This window comes from Corynebacterium sp. 122RC1 (assembly GCF_024580955.1).
Taxonomy (GTDB): Bacteria; Actinomycetota; Actinomycetes; order Mycobacteriales; family Mycobacteriaceae; genus Corynebacterium; species Corynebacterium kozikiae.
In genome coordinates this window covers 1-18,382 of record NZ_JANIKD010000021.1, presented here as the reverse complement: position 1 = coordinate 18,382, position 18,382 = coordinate 1, and the positions used below count along the sequence as shown (strand labels likewise).

Here is an 18,382-nt window from a genome sequence, read left to right as displayed (position 1 = left end):
TATGCCTTGCTCTTGCAGGAAGTTAGGGAAGTTAGTTCTTGGGGCGCTTCGTGTTGGCGCGGACCCCCAGCAGCACGTCCTCCCAATGAGGGGTGACGGCGCGGCGACGTCGTTTCGACGCCCCCCGCTCCTGCTCAGATTGCGGCTGTGCAACCTCCTGGACCAAGAAGTCCTCGCCCGCAATTTCTTGGGAGTCTGAATCGTGAGCTTCGCTCTTGGCTTCAGTTCCGGCGGGCTCAGCAGTTCCGGAAGACTCAGCGTTCGCTGAGGTAGGCAGGGAGGTGGTGCTTTGATCGGAGATCACCATGAGGTCGTCGCGGGTGCGCTCCATGTCTGACTCCGCGGTGCCGAAACCCAATGTGCCGGCATCGCCCTGCGGGTCAATGAGTGGATGCACCGAGAGCTTGCGGACGGGGCGCGCGAAATCTGGGTCAATCAGATCAGCGGCAATTCCGTTGCGAGCCACCGCCGTTGGCTGGTTTGCGCCGCTGCGGTGATAGGACCACTCCGCAGTGTTCTCACTGAGCCCTGCGCGCCAGGAAACACGCACCACCCACTGGCCCGAAGGGTCGCGGTAGGCATCCCACTCCGTGCTGGTCAAATCAATCCCGCGCGCGGCAAATGCCGTGGCCAGGACCTCCCAGAGGGTCAGTGGGGCGGGGCCGTCTTCACGCACAGGCTTTGCCTGCTTGGCCATCTCCGCCAAGCGCGAACGTTCCAAAAGCACCGGGTGGGCGTAAGGCTCAATGCGTGCCTCCGTCACCCCATTTTCCTCGGCGAGCTCCGCAACCGACGCACCACCGCGAATTCGCTCCTGAATCTCCCGTGGGCGCATTGCCAGCGGCGCGCTCAACCGCGGATCCATCTCCTTCGCTGGGGTGGGTTCGGCGGCGCGTGGCTTGGTCTGAGGCTGATCAGCGGAAGTTTCCGCAGCAGAGGAGCTGTTCAAGCTCACGACGTCACCCTGTGGCTCGGTGGCGCTATTGGGATCCGTGGCCGTGGAGGTGGCGTCGGAAGGCTCGTTGCCTGTCTGCTCTGCCTCTTTAGTTTCGGGTTGCTCGCCGTGGAGCAAGATGTGGCGCAAGGTGTCATCAACAGCGAGGAAGAACTGCTCTTCAGTGCCTGCAGCGTCTTCGGGAGCTCCGTTGGCCCCATCAGCCACCGCGCTCGCTTCGCTGGCGGAATTGGAAGTGACCGTGCGAAACACCAGCGACGCCCGGTTGGACTCCTCTGGAATCAGCATCAACTCACGCATTCTGCGGCTACTCCTTTGATAGGGGTTGGGGCAAGGTTGTGGGGAACCGATGGCGGGCTTTGTGGTGTGCTCCGCGTTTTCGTGGTGTTTCCTTACGAAGCGCACACGAGTTCCTCACAAATTTTGAACTTCCCCCACTGTAGCGAATATTGGTGGTGAAACAGCGCAGCCAACGCAGCAAATGCTGTGGAGAAGTGGCCTTTTGCCAGGTTTTCCGGGCCGCGCCCCGCTCAGTTGTGGCCTGTGTTTCTGCTGTGGCTTAAGGGGTTGTGGAGGAGCGGGTGGGGGTTCGCGTTGGAGTTATTGGGCCGCATGCAAAACACCCGCCCCTGGGTGCGAATTGCGATGCAGGGGGGCGGGTGCTGTTTGGTGCGTCGGCTGGATGGGGCCTACTTGGTGACGTAGCCGCCGTCGAGCAGGTAATCGATAGCCTTGGTGAGGGTGGCAACATCGGTGGAATCGATGGCTGGGAACATGCCGATGCGCAGTTGGTTGCGGCCCAGCTTGCGGTATGGCTCTACGTCCAGGATGCCGTTGGCGCGCAGGGCCTTGGCCAGCGCGGCTGCGTCCACGGAATCCTCGAAGTCGATCGTGCCCACAACCAGGGAGCGCTTTGCTGGGTCAGCCACGAAAGGCGTTGCCTCTGCGCGAGCTTCTGCCCAGTTGTAGAGCACCTCGGCGTTGGCGGTGGAACGCTCCACCATGCCCTTCAGTCCGCCGTTGGCGTTCATCCACTGCACCTGGTTTTCCAGCATGATCAGGGTGCCCACAGCAGGGGTGTTGTAGGTCTGGTTCTTCCGGGAGTTATCTACGGCCGTCTTGAGATCCAGGAAGGCTGGGATGAAGCGATCGCTCGCGGCAATCTTCTCAATGCGCTCGATCGCGGCGGGGCTCATGGCTGCGAGCCATAGGCCGCCGTCGGAGGCAAAGCACTTCTGTGGGGAGAAGTAGTAGACGTCAGCCTGGTCCATTTCCACAGGCAGGCCGCCTGCACCGGAGGTGGCGTCAATCACCACGAGCGAGCCTTCCGAACCGGCAGGGCGAACCACTGGCACCATCGCGCCGGTGGACGTCTCATTGTGTGCCCAGGCGATCACGTCTACGTCGTCGATCGCGGTGGGTTCCGGGGCGTCACCGGCAGCGGCCTCAATCACCACTGGCTCATCCAGCCACGGCGCCAGCTTGGAGGCCTTTGCAAACTTGGAAGAAAACTCGCCGAAGGAAAGGTGTCCAGAGCGCTTCTCAATCAACCCGAAGGTTGCTGCATCCCAAAACGCCGTTGCGCCACCGAGGGAAAGCACAATCTCGTAGCCTTCAGGAAGGTTGAACAGTTCGCTGAGGCCTTCGCGGATTGAGCCAACCACATTCTTTACCGCTGGCTGGCGGTGGGAAGTGCCCAGCAGGTTCAGCGCGCCGTCCGCAACAGCTTGTGCCTGCTCAGGGCGAACCTTGGAGGGGCCACAGCCGAACCGAGGATCAACTGGGATGAGGTTGGAAGGAAGCGTAGGGAAATCGCTCATGAAACACACTTTCTGTGCTGCTGATGGGAAACCAAAAGGTCAAAAAGGAATCTTAGCGCCACAGGGCCCGCCAGGCGAGCATGGGGAGCTTGCCGACGCGCGCCAAGGGGGCGGGAGTTGGGGGAGTCTTGGCGGCGTCGGGAAGCCTGAACTTGGCAAGCGAAACTTCGCAGCACCTTCCCTGACCGCCCAAATGGGGGTGCCTTCGGTGCTGGAACGGGGGAAAACACCAAGCATAATCGGGGGTAATTTCTGTAGTGTCATGTGAGTCACAGACTTTGCTACACTGTGCACCATCCCACGCTGCGTGGGCACGAATAGGTCAAGAAAACGGCAGCACAGCGCCCCGCACTTCAATTTCGGTGGGGTTGTGGCGGGCGGCGTAGGTGGCGCCCGCTGGCCGAGCGAGGGCGGTGTAAACCCCAAAAGGGACCGCCCTGTGCGAAGCAGTTGGCCTAAAATCTTGTACGAAATACTTGGGTGCGCTCCTTTTCTGCGGGTGGTAACTTCACGCCGTAATAGGGCGCACCGTACAAAAGAACTGAAAGGTAACGCTGTGGCTTCAGAGAACAAGGACAAGGCCGTTCTTCACTACTCCGGTGGTGAATATGAGATGGACATCATCAAGGCCACCGAAGGTAATGACGGCATCGTGCTGGACAAGCTGCTCTCTGAGACTGGCTTGGTTACCTTTGACCCCGGATACGTGAGCACCGGCTCCACTGAATCCAAGATCACCTACATCGACGGCGACGAGGGTATCCTGCGCCACCGTGGTTACGACATCGCTGATCTGGCAGAAAATGCCACCTTCAACGAGGTTTCCTACCTGCTGATCAAGGGCAAGCTGCCAAACCAGGAAGAGCTTGAGAAGTTTAACGACGAAATCCGCCACCACACCCTCCTGGATGAGGACTTTAAGGCGCAGTTCAGCATCTTCCCGCGCAACGCCCACCCAATGAGCGTGCTCGCCTCCTCTGTGAACATCCTCTCCACCTACTACCAGGATCAGCTCGATCCTCTGGATGAGGAGCAACTGGACAAGGCCACCGTGCGCCTTCTGGCCAAGGTGCCAATGCTTGCCGCATACGCCTACCGCGCTTCCAAGGGTGCGCCATACATGTACCCAGATAACAACCTGAACGCACGCGAGAACTTCCTGCGCATGATGTTCGGCTACCCAACCGAGGAATATCAGGTGGATCCTGTGGTCTCCAAGGCGCTGGACAAGCTGCTCATCCTCCACGCAGACCACGAGCAGAACTGCTCCACCTCCACCGTGCGCATGATCGGCTCCGCACAGGCAAACATGTTCGTTGCGATCGCCGGCGGCATCAACGCACTCTCCGGCCCGCTGCACGGCGGCGCCAACCAGGCAGTGCTTGAGATGCTTGAGGAGATCGACGCCAACGGCGGCGACGCCACCGACTTCATGAACCGCGTGAAGAACAAGGAAAAGGGCGTTCGCCTCATGGGCTTCGGCCACCGCGTGTACAAGAACTACGACCCACGCGCGGCCATCGTGAAGGAGACCGCACACGAGATCCTGGAGCACCTGGGCGGCGATCCACTGCTCGACCTCGCCATGAAGCTCGAGGAGATCGCGCTGAACGACGACTACTTCGTCCAGCGCAAGCTCTACCCGAACGTGGACTTCTACACCGGCCTGATCTACCGTGCGATGGGCTTCCCAACCGACTTCTTCACCGTGCTGTTTGCCATCGGCCGCCTCCCAGGCTGGATCGCACAGTACCGTGAGCAGCTCGCCACCACCACCAAGATCAACCGTCCACGCCAGGTTTACACCGGCGAGACCTTGCGCAAGGTAACCCCACGTAGCGAGCGCTAACACAGCCAGCAATGCAGCCGAGTACAGGTGTGAGCACTAAGATGGAACACCGTACTCGGCTTCTTGCATGTACGCCCCTCATTTCGGGCCATGCCCCGCAGTATTTACAATAAGTAGGTGCAGCACGTGGCCGCGCCTGCGGATTGCTTACGGGCAATCGGCCACACCGGCCACCGCACGCTCACCCGCAACACCTGTTGCACAGTGAGCGGACCGAACTTCCACGAAGAAGGAGCAAAACCTCCCATGGAAAAACCACAAATTGAAATCCCACAGGGCCCGGCACCTGAAGACATCCTCATCCACGACATTGTGGTAGGCGATGGCCCAGAGGCCCAGCCAGGTGGACAGGTTGAGGTTCACTACGTTGGTGTTGACTTTGAAACTGGCCAGGAATTTGATTCTTCCTGGGACCGCGGCCAGAGCATCCAGTTCCCGCTGGCAGGCCTCATTGCTGGCTGGCAAGAAGGCATCCCAGGCATGAAGGTTGGCGGCCGCCGCCAGCTTGTCATCCCACCAGAGGCCGCTTACGGCCCAGCCGGCGGCGGTCACCCACTCGCCGGCCGCACCCTGGTGTTCGTAATTGACCTGCTGGGTGTGGAGTAACGCCTACACCTAAGGTGCTGTGACCTCTCACTGCTCCCCGCGAGGTTGGACTGATGAATCAGATCCTGGCTCGTGGGGAGCAGTTTTTGCTCTTCGGGGCGCTGCCTCCTCAGACCCAACTTAAGCAACCTCCCAGAAACCCCACTATCCTCAGCGTTCGATGGCGCTGGCCAGATCCTCGTAATGGCGCATCCTCTGTTCGCGCCCAACGCGCAACGGGGCGTTCTCCAGTTCCCAAAGCGCGTGGGCAATATGCGCGAGCACGGCATCCGCGAAGCGCTGTTCGTAGGCAACTTCACCGACGCTGTCATCGCAATCACGCGGTGGCTCGGGGATAATCGCGTCCACGATCCCAGCTTCTTGCAAAGCCCTGGCAGATACCTTTTGTTCTTCCATCATTTCCGGTGCGTGAGAGGTGTCGTGGAACATGATGGCCGAGGCGCCTTCAGGTGGCAGGGGGCTCAGCCAGGCGTTGCTGGTTGCCAGTACCTTGTCTGCGGGCAACATGGCCAGCGCGCCGCCGCCGCAGCCTTCACCCAAGAGTACGGATACGGTAGGTACGTCCACGCTCACGAGTTCCTGCAGGGTACGCGCGATCGAACCGGCAAGTCCTTGTTGCTCCGCGTGGGCGGAGAGCTCCGCCCCTGGGGTATCGATGATGGAAACCAGCGGCAGGCTCAGCTCGTGCGCCAGTTGGATTCCGCGGCGTGCAAAACGCAGCGCTTCTGGCCCGAGGAAGCTTTCCCCATGCGGGGGCTGCTGGTGGCGATCCTGCGCGATGAGCACCACGGGCCGCCCCGCGATCCGGGCGATGGCTACGGTGACCGCGGCGGACGTGCGCCCGTCACCAGTGCCGCTTAACGCGATGAGCTGCTGCTCGACCCTTTGCACCAAATCGCGCGTGCCGGGGCGGTCTTCGCGGCGAGTTTCCGTGATTGCCTCCCAGGCGGAGCTTGGCTCCACCGCGTTGCTCATCTGCGGCAGCTCAGGCTCGATGAATTCTTTAGGGCTGAGCACTACGTCCACAATCTTGGTCACGGCTGCGCGGAGCTGCTTGGGGGAAATGACGCCGTCGATGACGCCACATTCCGCGAGGTGCTCGCCGGATTGCACGCCTTCGGGGATTGGTGTGCCCGTGGTGAGCTCCACAACGCGCGGGCCGAGGAATCCCAGGAGCGCGCCGGGCTCAGCGTAGGTGAAGTGCCCGGCGGAACCCCAGGAAGCCATCACGCCGCCGGTGGTGGGGTTGCGCAGGTACACCAGGAACGGGAGGTTGGCGTCTTTATGGCGGTACACGGCAGTGGTAATGGACACCATGAGTGCAAAAGCGGGGGTACCTTCCTGCATTCTGGTGCCGCCGGAGGAAGGGGAGATAAGCAGCGGGAGTTGTTCAGCGGTGGCGCGGTGGATCGCGGCGATGATGCGCCTTGCCGTAGCTGCACCAATGGAGCCGCCCAGGAATCCGAATTCGCTGAGCACAAAGGCCACGCGGTGCCCGGTGACGGTGCCTTCGCCGGTGATAACGGCCTCGTCAACACCGGTTTTTTCGCGCGCCTTGGCCAGGGAGGCGCGGTAGGACTCACTGATGGCGCCGTATTCGGGGGCTTCGTCCCAGCTCACAAATGTGCCGGGGTCTAGTACTTTCTCAATGAGCTCGTGGGCACTGGTGTGAGTCTTCTGTTGGGTCATGTGTGCAACCTTAATTCACCTATTTGGAACCCACCCCAAGTTTTTGGGGTGGAATTGGTGCGCGTTCCCCCATTGGGGTGTTCAATAGGGGGTATGACTCAACCAACCCACCTAGCCCCAACGATCACATTAAACGACGGCCAAGCCATGCCCATCCTGGGTTTTGGCACTTGGAAGCTCCAGGGAGATGAGGCCTACCGCGCGGTGCGCAGCGCAATTGAGGTGGGCTACCGCCACATCGATACCGCCGCGATTTACGGCAATGAAGCAGAGGTGGGCCGGGCGATCAACGACGCCGTCGCAGCAGGCGACGTCACCCGCCAAGAACTCTTTGTGAACTCTAAAGTATGGAATGACATGCAGGGTGCACAGCAGGTGCAGAAAGCATTCCAGGACTCTTTGCGTGCGCTAGACCAAGAGTTTCTGGATTGCTACATGGTGCACTGGCCTTGGCCGCAACGGGGCCTGTACCGGGAGTCCTATGCCGCCCTGGCCAACGTGCAGGGCTTCGGCCAGGTGCGCAGCATCGCGGTAGCCAACTTCAACGAGGCGCAGTTGAAGGAAATCATTGCAGAAACCGGCATCGCCCCGGTGCTCAACCAGGTGGAGCTGCACCCGGGCTTCTCCCAGCAGGAGCTCCATGCCTTCCACGAGCAGGTGGGCGTGGTCACCGAGGCGTGGTCCCCACTGGGCCGCGGCGGTGCCCTGAACTATCAGGCGCTCCAGGCGCCGGCGCAAAAGTACGGAAAGACCGCAGCCCAGGTGGCGCTGCGATGGATGGTGCAGCAGGGCATGTCCACGGTGCCGAAGAGCGCGAACCCAACCCGCCAGGCCGAAAACCTCAACATCTTTGACTTTGAGCTCACCGCCGAGGAAATCGCAGCCATCACCGCACTGGACAGCGCGCCGGGTGCAGGGCGCATGTATGCAGATCCGGCAACATTCCCAGGTGAACTGGAGGAATAACATGAGCGAGCAAGCAATCAACGTAGAGCAACATGGTGCAGTGCTGGTGCTCACCTTGGCGCAGCCAGAAAAGCGCAACGCGCTCTCCGCGGCGATGTGCCAGGAAATTGGCAGGGTGATCACGGAGGCAGCAAGCGGTGCCGACGCAGCCAGGGCCGTGCTCATCAAGGCCGAAGGGCCGGCGTTCTGCGCAGGTGCGGACCTTGGTGGCGGGGTGTACGGGGATGATTTCCACACATCTTTGCACGCCATGCTCCACGCTATCCTGGATTCGCCTTTGCCGGTGATCGCCAGCGTGCAAGGGCCCGCAGTGGGTGCCGGCACGCAATTGTCCTTGGCCTGTGATCTCCGCGTGGTGGGGGAGCGCGCCTGGTTTGGCGTACCCGCTGCGCAGCTTGGCTTTGCACTCGATGCGTGGACGCTCAATCGCTCCAAAGACCTGCTCGGTGGGGCAGTAGCGCGCAATGTTCTGCTTGGAATGCAAAGGGTTTCTGCCGATCAGGCGCTTGCATTGGGCTTTGCCGCTACCGCAGGAGATGACGCCGCTGCACTTGAATACGCCCAGCAAGTGGCTGCTCAAGCCCCGCTGGCCCTCAAGCAGCTCAAGAGTGTGCTCAACGCTCATGACGGCTCTTACCAATTGGATGAGAAAGGCCAGGCACTTTACGCCCAATGCTGGGCCAGTGAGGATGCCAAGGAAGCGCGCCAGGCCCGCGCAGAGAAGCGCCAGCCGGTGTTTCAGGGCAAATAGGCAAGGCCGTGCGGCCAGGGCGCTGTGAGCTCAACGGCCTGATTCCGGGAGTGGTTCGGAGTCAGGCCTCTTTTATGTGGGGGCGTTGGTACGAAGGCCTATTTTGGGCACGTGATTCAAGCGTTCCCTATACAGTCTTATATATAGGAATGATTCCACTTTGGCTCTTTACGCCTCCTGGGCGCAGATTGCAAGGTTTGTGAAGGCTTAAAAAGTTGTGGATCTACCCTTTGCAATCTTTGCAAGTCGGTAAAGTGGGGTTCCGTTGGGGGTGGAAATAATTGAATATTTGGCCAGCTCACCGTTATGCGGGGGTGATTTGTGTTCACCTGGTGTTCGTTTTGGGGGAAATTCACTTTTTTCAATTTTGTGAGGCGGGTAACTTCTCATGGCAGTAACTACGGCACGTGCCTTATAGGAACACCCAGCTCCCCTCAATGCGAGAGGGCACGAGCCACATAGATTACTCACCAGTTTTCGTTCATCCCTTTCCTTCGTGGCGAACATCTTTTTCAAGGAGGGCACTCATATGAATGCACCAGCCACTCCGCGCGAACGCCGCCAACCTACGGCGCAAGAGTTCCGCGAGATGCAAACTTCTCCTCAGTTCGTAGAGCTGAAGAAGACCTACCGCAACTTCACCTTCCCAATGAGTATCGCGTTCTTTGTGTGGTACTTGGTCTACGTGTTTACGGCTACCTACGCCCCAGACTTCATGGCTCAGCCAGTATTCGGCTCCGTGAACGTGGGCGTCGTCTTCGGTTTGGCTCAGTTCCTCACCACCTTCGTGATCACTTGGATTTACATCAAGTACGCAAACAAGAACATTGAGCCGCGCGCGGCCGCGATCCGTGAGCAAATGGAAGGTTAAGGAGCGAGAACATGCAAAACGTAATCCTTGCTCAAGAGAGCAGCGCCGGTAACCCGGTACTCAACATGATCGTGTTCGGCGTGTTCATCGTGGCCACCATGGCCGTGGTGATGCGCGCGGGTAAGACCACCAAGGAAGCATCAGACTTCTACACCGGTGGTGCTTCCTTCACTGGCCGTCAGAACGGCTTGGCAATCGCGGGTGACTACCTCTCCGCAGCATCCTTCCTTGGTATTGTGGGCGCCATTGCTCTCAATGGTTACGACGGCTTCCTGTACTCCATCGGCTTCTTCGTGGCATGGCTTGTGGCCTTGCTGCTGGTCGCAGAGCCGCTGCGTAACGTCGGCCGCTTCACCATGGCAGACGTGCTTTCCTTCCGCCTCAAGCAGAAGCCAGTGCGCGTTGCTGCGGCTTTCGGCACCCTGTTTGTGTCTCTGTTCTACCTGATCGCGCAAATGGCCGGCGCTGGCTCTCTTGTGTCCGTACTGCTTGACCTGCATGATCGCACCGCGCAGTCCATCGTGGTGGCAATCGTGGGCGTCATCATGATTCTCTACGTGCTGATCGGTGGCATGAAGGGCACCACCTACGTCCAGATGATCAAGGCTGTGCTCCTGGTGGGTGGCGTGACCATCATGACTCTGCTGGTGTTCGTCATGGTTCGCGGCGGCCTGTCTGACCTCTTTGATCAAGCAGTGGAAATGCACGCAAACTCCGAGTACCTGGCGCAGAAGGGCTATGAGGCCACCCAGATTCTGGAGCCCGGACTGCAGTACGGCGCGAGCGCAACCTCCAAGCTGGACTTCATCTCCCTGGGTATCTCCCTGGTGCTGGGTACCGCTGGTCTGCCACACGTGCTCATGCGCTTCTACACCGTTCCTACCGCGACTGAGGCTCGTCGTTCTGTGACCTGGGCAATCGTGCTCATTGGTGCCTTCTACCTGATGACCCTGGTGCTTGGCTTCGGTGCCGCCGCACTGGTAGGCCCGGACCGCATCATGGCTGCGCCTGGTACTGCAAACGCCGCGGCGCCACTGCTCGCACTGGCACTGGCAGGTCCAGTGTTCATGGCCGCGATCTCCGCAGTTGCCTTTGCAACCGTGCTTGCAGTGGTTGCTGGTCTTGCTATCACCGCTTCCGCTTCCGTGGCGCACGACATCTACGATGCCGTGATCCGCGACGGCCAGGCATCCGAGGAAGAGCAGGTTCGCGTCTCTCGTATCACCGTGATCGTGATCGGTGCGCTGTCCATCATCCTGGGCATCCTCGCGATGGAGCAAAACGTTGCCTTCCTGGTTTCCCTGGCATTCGCCATCGCAGCATCCGCAAACCTGCCAACCATCCTGTACTCGCTCTACTGGAAGCGCTTCAACACTGCAGGCGCTGTGGCCTCCATGTACGCAGGCCTGGGTGCAGCGCTCATCCTGATCATTTTCTCCCCAGCAGTTTCCGGCACGCCTACCTCCATGCTGCCAAACGTGGACTTTGCCTTCTTCCCACTGAAGAGCCCAGGCATTGTCTCCATCCCGCTGGCGTTCCTCGCAGGTGCAGTGTTCACCTTCCTTGGCAAGCCAGACAACCTGGATGACCTGCAGGCAGAGATGGAAGTTCGCTCCCTCACGGGTGTGGGCGTAGAGGCCGCAGTGGATCACTAAGTCCTCTTGGACCTCATCCAACTCCAGAACCGTTTCAGACGGTCAACTAAATACTGACCGCAGCCACGGACATTTCCGTACAGTGAGTGACCCTCACTCAGCAGGAAATGCAACGAGCTGAAACTGGTGAGCCCGGTGTTGAATGTTCAGCGTTGAATATTCAACACCGGGCGCTAGTATTAGTAGCCATGATAAAAAGCCCTGCGCGCGGGGAAGATCAGCGTCAAGGCGGTAGCAAGCTCAGGTGGCGTTACCTGCCGATCCTTGCCTCGCTCGTATCACTGGGTGCAATCGGCGCCATCCCGTTCGTCGCCGGACAGCCCGAACAACAACCCGAACAGCAACCCGCAACGGACTTGCCTTCCGCAACCCCTGCGGCGGTGACGACGTCTCCAAGCAACACCCCCTTCGCGCAGGCGCCGGCGCTGAAGAAGCGCACTATCGACGCTGAGGCGGCACAAGCCACCTACCTGAACTTGGCAACGGGGGAGCACCGCGGCACCTATTCCGAGCGTTTCGCCCGCCCCGCGCTGAGTCTCTCAAAGCTGTACATCGCGGACTATGTGTTGAAAAAGGGTACCAAGGCGCAGAGGGAGCAGGCGTTGGTGATGCTCAAAAACTCCGATGACGCCATTGCGGAAACCCTTTTCAACGCCTACCCGAATTCGATTACGGAAACCGCCAAAACCTACGGGCTGGCCTCTACGTTCTCTGAAGGGCGCTGGGGTTACTCTTATACTTCCTCGTTTGATGCGGTGAAGTACCTGGCCACCGTTATTGAGAAGGAGCCGTCCTCGCCCATTTTGGAGGCGCTTTCACAGGCGTACCCGAAGGCCGCCGACGGCACGCGCCAGAATTTTGGCACAGCCGTCATGGAGGGTGTGCAGGGTACCAAGTGGGGCTGGTCGGACGACAAAACCCTGCACTCTTCCGTGAGCTTTGGGCAAAACGACGGCCAGTGGTTCGTGGTGGCCGCCGCAGTAAGCGGTAGCGCCGCGGAGCTTACGGAGTTTGTGCAGGCGCAGCTCTAAGCCTATGCGCCTGCGGATGTTGCGCTTCTATAGGAAGCGGTTAGCCAGGTTTACCGCAGCCTGAATCTGCTTGTCACTGATGCTCGGCAGGCTGGAGCCCGCGCCGCCTGGAATAGTTGGGAGGCTGGAGCCCGCCGGCATTCCGGGAAGAGGAAGGTTCGGGATGCTTGGTGCTGCTGGCACTGGCGCTGCCGCTGCCGGTGCCGCGGGGGAGGATGCCACCTGGCCTGGGGTCCACTGGCCCCAATCCTGCGCGTAGACGTTGTTGACGTCCACTTCTACACCGGCGATGGTGGCCTTGTAGCCAGCCTTTTGGTGGATGGTGGTGCGAGGGTGGATCTTGCCGTTGGAGCCCCAGTCGTGCTGCCAGAAGAAGGAGCCCAGGCCGTCCTTGATGGCCCAGTCGATCACATTGTAGTTGCCGTAAATGCCAAGGATCAGGCCGGCGCTCTCCAGGCGCTGCTTGAATCGCTGCAGGTAGGGGCGGATCTGATTGGCGTATTGGTTCCAGGTGGGGTTGTCGTCAATCGCCACATAAATCGGGCGGTTGTTCGGGCCGCCGGCAGCGCGGTGGATGCGAATGGCTTCAGGCGCGTGGCGATCAGCACCAGCCGCCCCCTGCAGCCAGTCAGCGGTCTCAGCGCGGCCAAACTGATACACGGAAGCAATCTTCAAACCGGCACCCGACTGCGCGCGCGTCTCCGCCAAGGTCACAGGCTTGCCGAGCATCCAAGACTCCGCGCCCGGCCGCCGTTCAGAAACGTAGCGTACCGAACCGAGGTGGCCCGCTGCCTTAATCGCACCCGCATTCGGCACGCCCGCGGCATAGTCCACCACGGTTCCCAGAATTGGGCCGAGGGCATGTGCAGCCAGGGGCTTTCCGACGGCCAGCGCCGCCACTGAGGCAGCGCCAACCTGCAGCAGACGGCGGCGGGTGAATGTGGTCATGAATGCTCCTCAAAGCTTGTGAATTGGCGGCAGGGAAAAACTCCGCCGCAGATCGACGTAATCACAGGAGTTTATTTCTGCAACAGGTACAACTTGTGTCACATTATTCCCACCTTCGGTGTGGGAGGCAAGTGCGCGAGCAGAACTTGCCGCCTGCAGCGCGCAAGAAAAACGCACCCAGGGGTGGGACCTGGGCGCGTCGGAAAGCGTGAAACAGTGCTGCTTAGCCTGCCTTTTGCGCGAGGGCTGCCTGAACCAAGCCAACGAACAGCGGGTGGGCGCGGAATGGGCGGGAGCGGAACTCGGGGTGGGCCTGGGTGGCCACAAAGAATGGGCTGGCGGGGGCTTCCACAAACTCCACTAGGCGACCGTCGGGGCTGGTGCCGCTGATGATCAAACCACCTTTCTGGATGGCCTCGGTGAAGTCCTGGTTTACCTCGTAGCGGTGGCGGTGGCGCTCCACCACCTGCTCGCTGCTGTAAACCTCCGCGGTTTTGGAACCCGGAGCGAGGGCGGCGGGGAAGTCGCCAAGACGTAAGGTGCCGCCGGTAGACTCTAGCCCGTCCTGGCCCTCCATCAGGTAGATCACGTTCTGGTCCTGGTCAGGCGTGAATTCTGAGCTATTCGCGTGCTCCAACCCGCCGCGCCGGGCAGCGGCAATCACCGCGGCCTGCATGCCCAAGCACAGGCCTAGATAAGGCTTCTGGTGATCCAGCGCGAAGGTGGCTGCAGCGATCTTGCCCTCTACGCCGCGTGCGCCAAAACCGCCGGGCACGAGCACGCCATCCGCCTTGGCCAGGGGGCTCGTTGCGCTGGTGTCCAAGTGCTCGGCGTCCAGCCACTCGATGTTGAGCTTGGTATTTTCCTGCCAGGCCGCGGCCTTGAGGGCCTCCACTACGGAGAGGTAGGCATCCTCATTCTCCAAGTACTTGGCCACCACAGCGATGGAGATTTCTGTACTTGGGGTGGAAAGCTGGCGCTGCACCAGGTCCTCCCACTTGTCCATTGCGGGGGCGTTGGTGTGGCCAGTGAACTCGTCGAGAAGGCCCTTGAGCGGGCTTTGGGCCACTCGGGTGGGGATGCGGAACACGCTGTCCACGTTTGGCATGAGCAGCACCGCTTCCGGCGCCACGCCGCCGAACAGGGCGATCTTGCTGGCTACTGATTCCGGCGCTGGGTTCTCACTGCGCACAATCACCGCGTCCGGCACGATGCCAAAACCGCGGAGGTCACTGAGCGCATTTTGCGCTGGCTTGGTTTTGAATTCCTTGCTGGTCTCAATGAATGGCACATACACCACGTGCACAAACATGCAATGCTTGCGGCCCACCTTGCCGGAAAACTCACGGATGGCTTCGATGAAGCTCAGGCCTTCGTAATCTCCCACGGTGCCGCCGATTTCCACAATGTGGACGTCATTTCCCTGACCTGCCGCAACGATGGCGTCCTGGATGGCGCCGGTGAGGTGGGGGACAAGCTGCACCGTCTTGCCGCCAAAGCCGCCTGCGCGTTCCTTTTGCAGTAGCTCCAGCATGAGCCGGCCAGAAAGGGTGGCGTTGGCCTGGGTGAGTTCGATGTCCAAGAAGCGCTCGTAGTGGCCAAGGTCCAGGTCCGTCTCGGCGCCATCTTTGGTAACAAAGCACTCGCCGTGCTCACGGGGATTGAGCAGGCCCGCGTCCACGTTGAGGTATGGGTCGCACTTCTGGATGGAAACGCTCAAGCCCTGCGCCTGCAGCACCGCGCCGATGCTCGCTGCCGTGATCCCCTTGCCTACACCGGAAAGGACGCCGCCGGTGACAAAAATGTACTTGGTATCCATACTCTCAGGGATCGCCTTTCTCTTACAGCGGGCCGCACTCTCCAACCCGGAGCAGCGCCAGCTCGAATCAACCTTTGGGATTATACGCCCTGAGCACGGGTTTCGGCATATGTGGAGGTGAGGCTAGGAAAATTGGTTGGTTGATAGGTAATTAGGTTCGGTTGGGTGGGGCGGGGCGTGGTGTTGAGCTTTTGGCGGGCGGGGGATGCCCCTAAACCGGTGTGATGAATGAGACCGAATTTCAGAGCACATTGGCCTCCCAGCGGTGGAACAACAGGCAGACAATCGTTGGTAGGAAAAAAAGGGCACCCTCCCTGCATTGCTTTGGCCTTTGCTTATGGCGAATACCGAGCACTGTTGCGTTGATGAGCACACGCATTGCACCGTGTTTTTCAGGTTTTTCTGAACGCGGAATTGGTAGGAAGGGCCCTTCTATTGAGCCATCGCCCACAAGGAATTGGCGATGAGAAATGAGGGTGTGCGATGCACACCAAGATGTATAAAACTTTCGCGAAAATATTTGGGATTTTGTGCCTCGTGGTGGGAATTGGGGCGCTTTCAGGGGGCCTGTTTGCAGGCAACTTCATTGAAAAACAGCTCAGCGCTCAAGGGATTACCATGCCCACCGAAGAAGCGCTCACCGCTCAATTAGAAAAGGGCCGCCTCACGCAAGAGGATGTGGACGCGCTTATGCCGTATCAGGGCCAAACGATGACGAACGGCTGGCAAGCGCACGCATTTTCTGACCACTACATCGCCGCCCACATTAAAGCCACCGCGGCACAGCTAGGCTACCCCGATGCGACCTATGCCACCGTCGGTAGCGAGTTTGAAAAAGTGCGGAGCGCGCTCGTGGAAGATCTTCAGGCCCGAAATAGCGAGGCCGACGCCACCACCTTGGAAAACATGGCCGACGCGGAAATTGCAAACCCGCTCACCGAATACCCAAATGCTCAGAAAGCCGCTGAATTGAAGTCCCTGCGCTATGACACGTTCCTTGACGGCAGCACGCTTCGAGGCATGTTGCTCAATGCCTACGGTTGGGGCATCGTTGGCACCATTGCTCTGTGGGCTGGTATTGCCCTGATTGTTGCTGGTGCGCTGCTTGCAGTGTGGGGTTTTGTGCCTGCAAAGAAGTAGCGCCAAGCATTGGACTGACATTCAATTCATTTGATTCTTCACCCCGGGTTTGGAGAAGAACTCGGGGTGAGACCATTTTCACTGTCATTTTTCGGAGCCAGGTGAAAATGCTTTTGCTGTTAGCCAAGGTGTAAATTCTTCCCCATGTCTGAACACCCACATGCTCATGAAGAAGCTGCAGCCACCGCAGCATTGAAAGCCAAGCAGGATAGGGCGGCATTTATTGCTGCCCTGGGATTTCCCATCTTGGTGATCATCGGCGGCATTATCGGATACACCGCACCAGATGCAGTGACTTCCATCAGTAGCTGGGTGACCCCGCTGCTCGGCGTGATCATGTTCGGTATGGGCCTCACGCTGAAGCCAATCGACTTTGCCCTCGTGGCTAAGCGCCCGCTTCCAGTGCTGATCGGCGTGGTGGCGCAATATGTGATCATGCCGCTGACCGCCGTACTCGTGGTGTGGCTGATGCGCCTTCCTGCGGAGATCGCTGCCGGCGTGATCCTCGTGGGCTGCTCCCCAGGTGGTACAAGCTCCAATGTGGTGAGCTACCTCTGCCGTGGTGATGTTGCACTCTCCGTGACCATGACCTCCATCTCCACGCTTCTTGCGCCAATTCTGACTCCGTTGCTCACCCTGTGGCTCGCTGGCCAGTACATGGAGGTTTCTGCCAGCGCGATGGCGCTTTCCATTGTGAAGGTGGTGTTGGTGCCCGTGATTGCCGGTCTGCTGGTGGGCATGGTGTTGCCGAAGCTGGTCCAGGCGGTGCAGCCGGTACTGCCGTGGATTTCCGTTCTCGCGATTTCCACCATCGTGGCGATCGTCGTCGGCGGCAGCCGCGACAACATTGCCGCAGCGGGTGCGCTTGTGCTGGGCGCCGTGATTCTCCACAACTGCATTGGTTACGCGCTCGGCTATTTGACCGGCAAGTTCACCGGGCAATCGGTGCCTGTGCGCCGCACCCTGGCCGTTGAGGTGGGAATGCAGAACTCTGGTTTGGCAACCTCTCTTGCCACTGCGTACCTGAATCCCTTGGCAGCGCTGCCGGGTGCTGTGTTCTCCGTGTGGCACAACCTCTCCGGCGCGGTGCTCGCAGCCCTGTGCCGCGCGGCCGATAACCGCCAACTCGCGCGCGATGAGCACGAGGTGAAAGTGGGGTAGAGCCCGTTTAGTTGCGCCGATGCAATGCGTGTTGTCATGCGTTTGCATCGGCTTTTCTTTTGCGTTGCGTTTGTAGGAAGGCAAACTGTTGGTCTGACTTATTGACGGCGGGCAGGCGCTTGATGGGGGGCAAAAAGGTGGGCAGAAAGGAGGTAGGCGCCAAGTTTCTGGTGTGAACGGATTCAGACCGTCTCGTTTTGGTGAGGGATTGCTCGGTGCGGGCCTGCATCAAGCTTTTGTAAGCGCCCAGTGCGCGCTGGCGGGATTTTGTAAGTCTACGATCTGCTCGCATGCACCGAAACCCGGCAGTAAGGAACCTCATGAGGGTTTTGGTGATTCTTGAATTGGTCAGGCCGCAAGAGTTCGCTTATTGCGAGACTCCCTGGCGGTGTTGGCGACACCTGCCCTGAAGAAGCACTGGATGTTGGTTGGCGGAATTGAGAGACAGGGGATCCGCCAAAGGTCTTGACTGTGCGTGGTAAATCAAAGAAGTCTGATAGGGACTTGGTGAAGTACAAAAATAGGGCGATGCCTGGCGGGGCACGAGTTTTTATGATCAATAGTTGGTTGACAAAAAATGAACGTAGAGCTGCGATTGGCCTTCTTCCATTGCCCGACCCAGAAGCTAACGTAAGGTCTGGGTAGATTGAAGTCTGGGAGAAGTAGTGCTGAGCTGCCCTGGGTTTTGTTCCTAGGCATTTGCCTTGGTTTCCATTATGGCTTTGGGTGGGTTGTATGCCCAAAAGGCTGCTTCAACCTCGGCTGGTGTTCGGTAGCCAAGGCTTTGGTGTAGCCGGGACTCGTTCCACCAAGTCACCCACTTAAACGTTGCGCTCTCTACCTCGATAACGTCGTTCCATCGGCGAGGGTGAATAAGCTCATTTTTGTAGGAGCCGTTGACGTTTTCGGCCAGCGCATTGTCATAGGAATCTCCCACCGTGCCGGTAGAGGCAGTAATCCCATACTCAGCCAAACGCTCGTTGTAGATGATGCTCACGTACTGGGAGCCATGATCCGAGTGGTGAATAAGCCCAGTTGTTTCCTTGGCGCTGACAATTGCTTGATTGAGCGCCTGCAGCGGCAGCAGCTGCGTGCGCATCGAATCTGACAGGGCCCACCCG

Annotated in this window: 15 protein-coding genes; 9 read left to right on the top strand and 6 right to left on the bottom strand. The window is 59.6% G+C overall.

What is annotated here, in order from left to right; translation table 11 throughout:
- Positions 1-31 precede the first annotated feature (31 nt).
- Positions 32-1,255 carry a septation protein SepH gene (sepH, locus tag NQ050_RS09585; protein WP_257039096.1) on the bottom strand — a complete coding sequence of 408 codons (1,224 nt, stop codon included), beginning with the start codon at positions 1,253-1,255 and terminating at the stop codon, positions 32-34.
- Between the two features lie 389 nt (positions 1,256-1,644).
- Complete coding sequence (gene serC / locus NQ050_RS09580) at positions 1,645-2,775, bottom strand: phosphoserine transaminase (protein WP_257039095.1); 1,131 nt, start codon at positions 2,773-2,775, stop codon at positions 1,645-1,647.
- Positions 2,776-3,331: 556 nt separating this feature from the next.
- On the opposite strand from serC, the gene NQ050_RS09575 reads away from it, so the two are divergent.
- The gene (locus NQ050_RS09575) at positions 3,332-4,624 is read left to right on the top strand and encodes a citrate synthase (protein ID WP_257039094.1); all 1,293 of its coding nucleotides are present in this window, start codon (positions 3,332-3,334) and stop codon (positions 4,622-4,624) included.
- Between the two features lie 246 nt (positions 4,625-4,870).
- Positions 4,871-5,230: an FKBP-type peptidyl-prolyl cis-trans isomerase FkpA gene (fkpA, locus tag NQ050_RS09570; RefSeq protein WP_257039093.1), complete on the top strand. Its 360-nt coding sequence runs from the start codon at positions 4,871-4,873 to the stop codon at positions 5,228-5,230.
- 150 nt (positions 5,231-5,380) lie between these two features.
- Here fkpA and NQ050_RS09565 read toward each other — a convergent pair whose 3' ends face one another.
- Positions 5,381-6,919, bottom strand: coding sequence for an acetyl-CoA carboxylase carboxyltransferase subunit alpha/beta (locus NQ050_RS09565; RefSeq protein ID WP_257039092.1), 1,539 nt, complete (start codon positions 6,917-6,919; stop codon positions 5,381-5,383).
- A 93-nt stretch (positions 6,920-7,012) separates the two neighbouring features.
- On the opposite strand from NQ050_RS09565, the gene NQ050_RS09560 reads away from it, so the two are divergent.
- The 5 genes from NQ050_RS09560 (at position 7,013) to NQ050_RS09540 (ending at position 12,193) form a co-directional block, all read left to right on the top strand.
- Complete coding sequence (locus NQ050_RS09560) at positions 7,013-7,885, top strand: aldo/keto reductase (RefSeq protein ID WP_257039091.1); 873 nt, start codon at positions 7,013-7,015, stop codon at positions 7,883-7,885.
- 1 nt (position 7,886) lies between these two features.
- The gene (locus NQ050_RS09555) at positions 7,887-8,636 is read left to right on the top strand and encodes an enoyl-CoA hydratase (protein WP_257039090.1); all 750 of its coding nucleotides are present in this window, start codon (positions 7,887-7,889) and stop codon (positions 8,634-8,636) included.
- A 529-nt stretch (positions 8,637-9,165) separates the two neighbouring features.
- On the top strand, positions 9,166-9,507 hold the full coding sequence (locus NQ050_RS09550; protein WP_257039088.1) for a DUF485 domain-containing protein: 342 nt from the start codon (positions 9,166-9,168) through the stop codon (positions 9,505-9,507).
- A gap of 11 nt (positions 9,508-9,518) precedes the next feature.
- The gene (locus tag NQ050_RS09545) at positions 9,519-11,162 is read left to right on the top strand and encodes a cation acetate symporter (RefSeq protein ID WP_257039087.1); all 1,644 of its coding nucleotides are present in this window, start codon (positions 9,519-9,521) and stop codon (positions 11,160-11,162) included.
- Positions 11,163-11,350: 188 nt separating this feature from the next.
- Complete coding sequence (locus NQ050_RS09540; protein ID WP_257039086.1) at positions 11,351-12,193, top strand: hypothetical protein; 843 nt, start codon at positions 11,351-11,353, stop codon at positions 12,191-12,193.
- Between the two features lie 27 nt (positions 12,194-12,220).
- Here the strand turns inward: NQ050_RS09540 and NQ050_RS09535 are convergent, their stop codons facing one another.
- Together NQ050_RS09535 and NQ050_RS09530 are read right to left on the bottom strand one after the other, a co-directional pair.
- Entirely contained in the window at positions 12,221-13,141 is a 921-nt protein-coding gene (locus NQ050_RS09535) for a DUF1906 domain-containing protein (RefSeq protein WP_257039084.1), read from the bottom strand.
- 223 nt (positions 13,142-13,364) lie between these two features.
- On the bottom strand, positions 13,365-14,960 hold the full coding sequence (locus NQ050_RS09530; protein WP_257039083.1) for a CTP synthase: 1,596 nt from the start codon (positions 14,958-14,960) through the stop codon (positions 13,365-13,367).
- Positions 14,961-15,578: 618 nt separating this feature from the next.
- Here NQ050_RS09530 and NQ050_RS09525 point away from each other — a divergent pair.
- Together NQ050_RS09525 and NQ050_RS09520 are read left to right on the top strand one after the other, a co-directional pair.
- Positions 15,579-16,100: a hypothetical protein gene (locus tag NQ050_RS09525; protein WP_257039082.1), complete on the top strand. Its 522-nt coding sequence runs from the start codon at positions 15,579-15,581 to the stop codon at positions 16,098-16,100.
- 144 nt (positions 16,101-16,244) lie between these two features.
- Complete coding sequence (locus tag NQ050_RS09520) at positions 16,245-17,261, top strand: bile acid:sodium symporter family protein (RefSeq protein ID WP_257039080.1); 1,017 nt, start codon at positions 16,245-16,247, stop codon at positions 17,259-17,261.
- Between the two features lie 691 nt (positions 17,262-17,952).
- Here NQ050_RS09520 and NQ050_RS09515 read toward each other — a convergent pair.
- Positions 17,953-18,382 (bottom strand): integrase core domain-containing protein (locus NQ050_RS09515; RefSeq protein WP_257039079.1); only part of this gene is annotated, 430 nt, incomplete at its 5' end.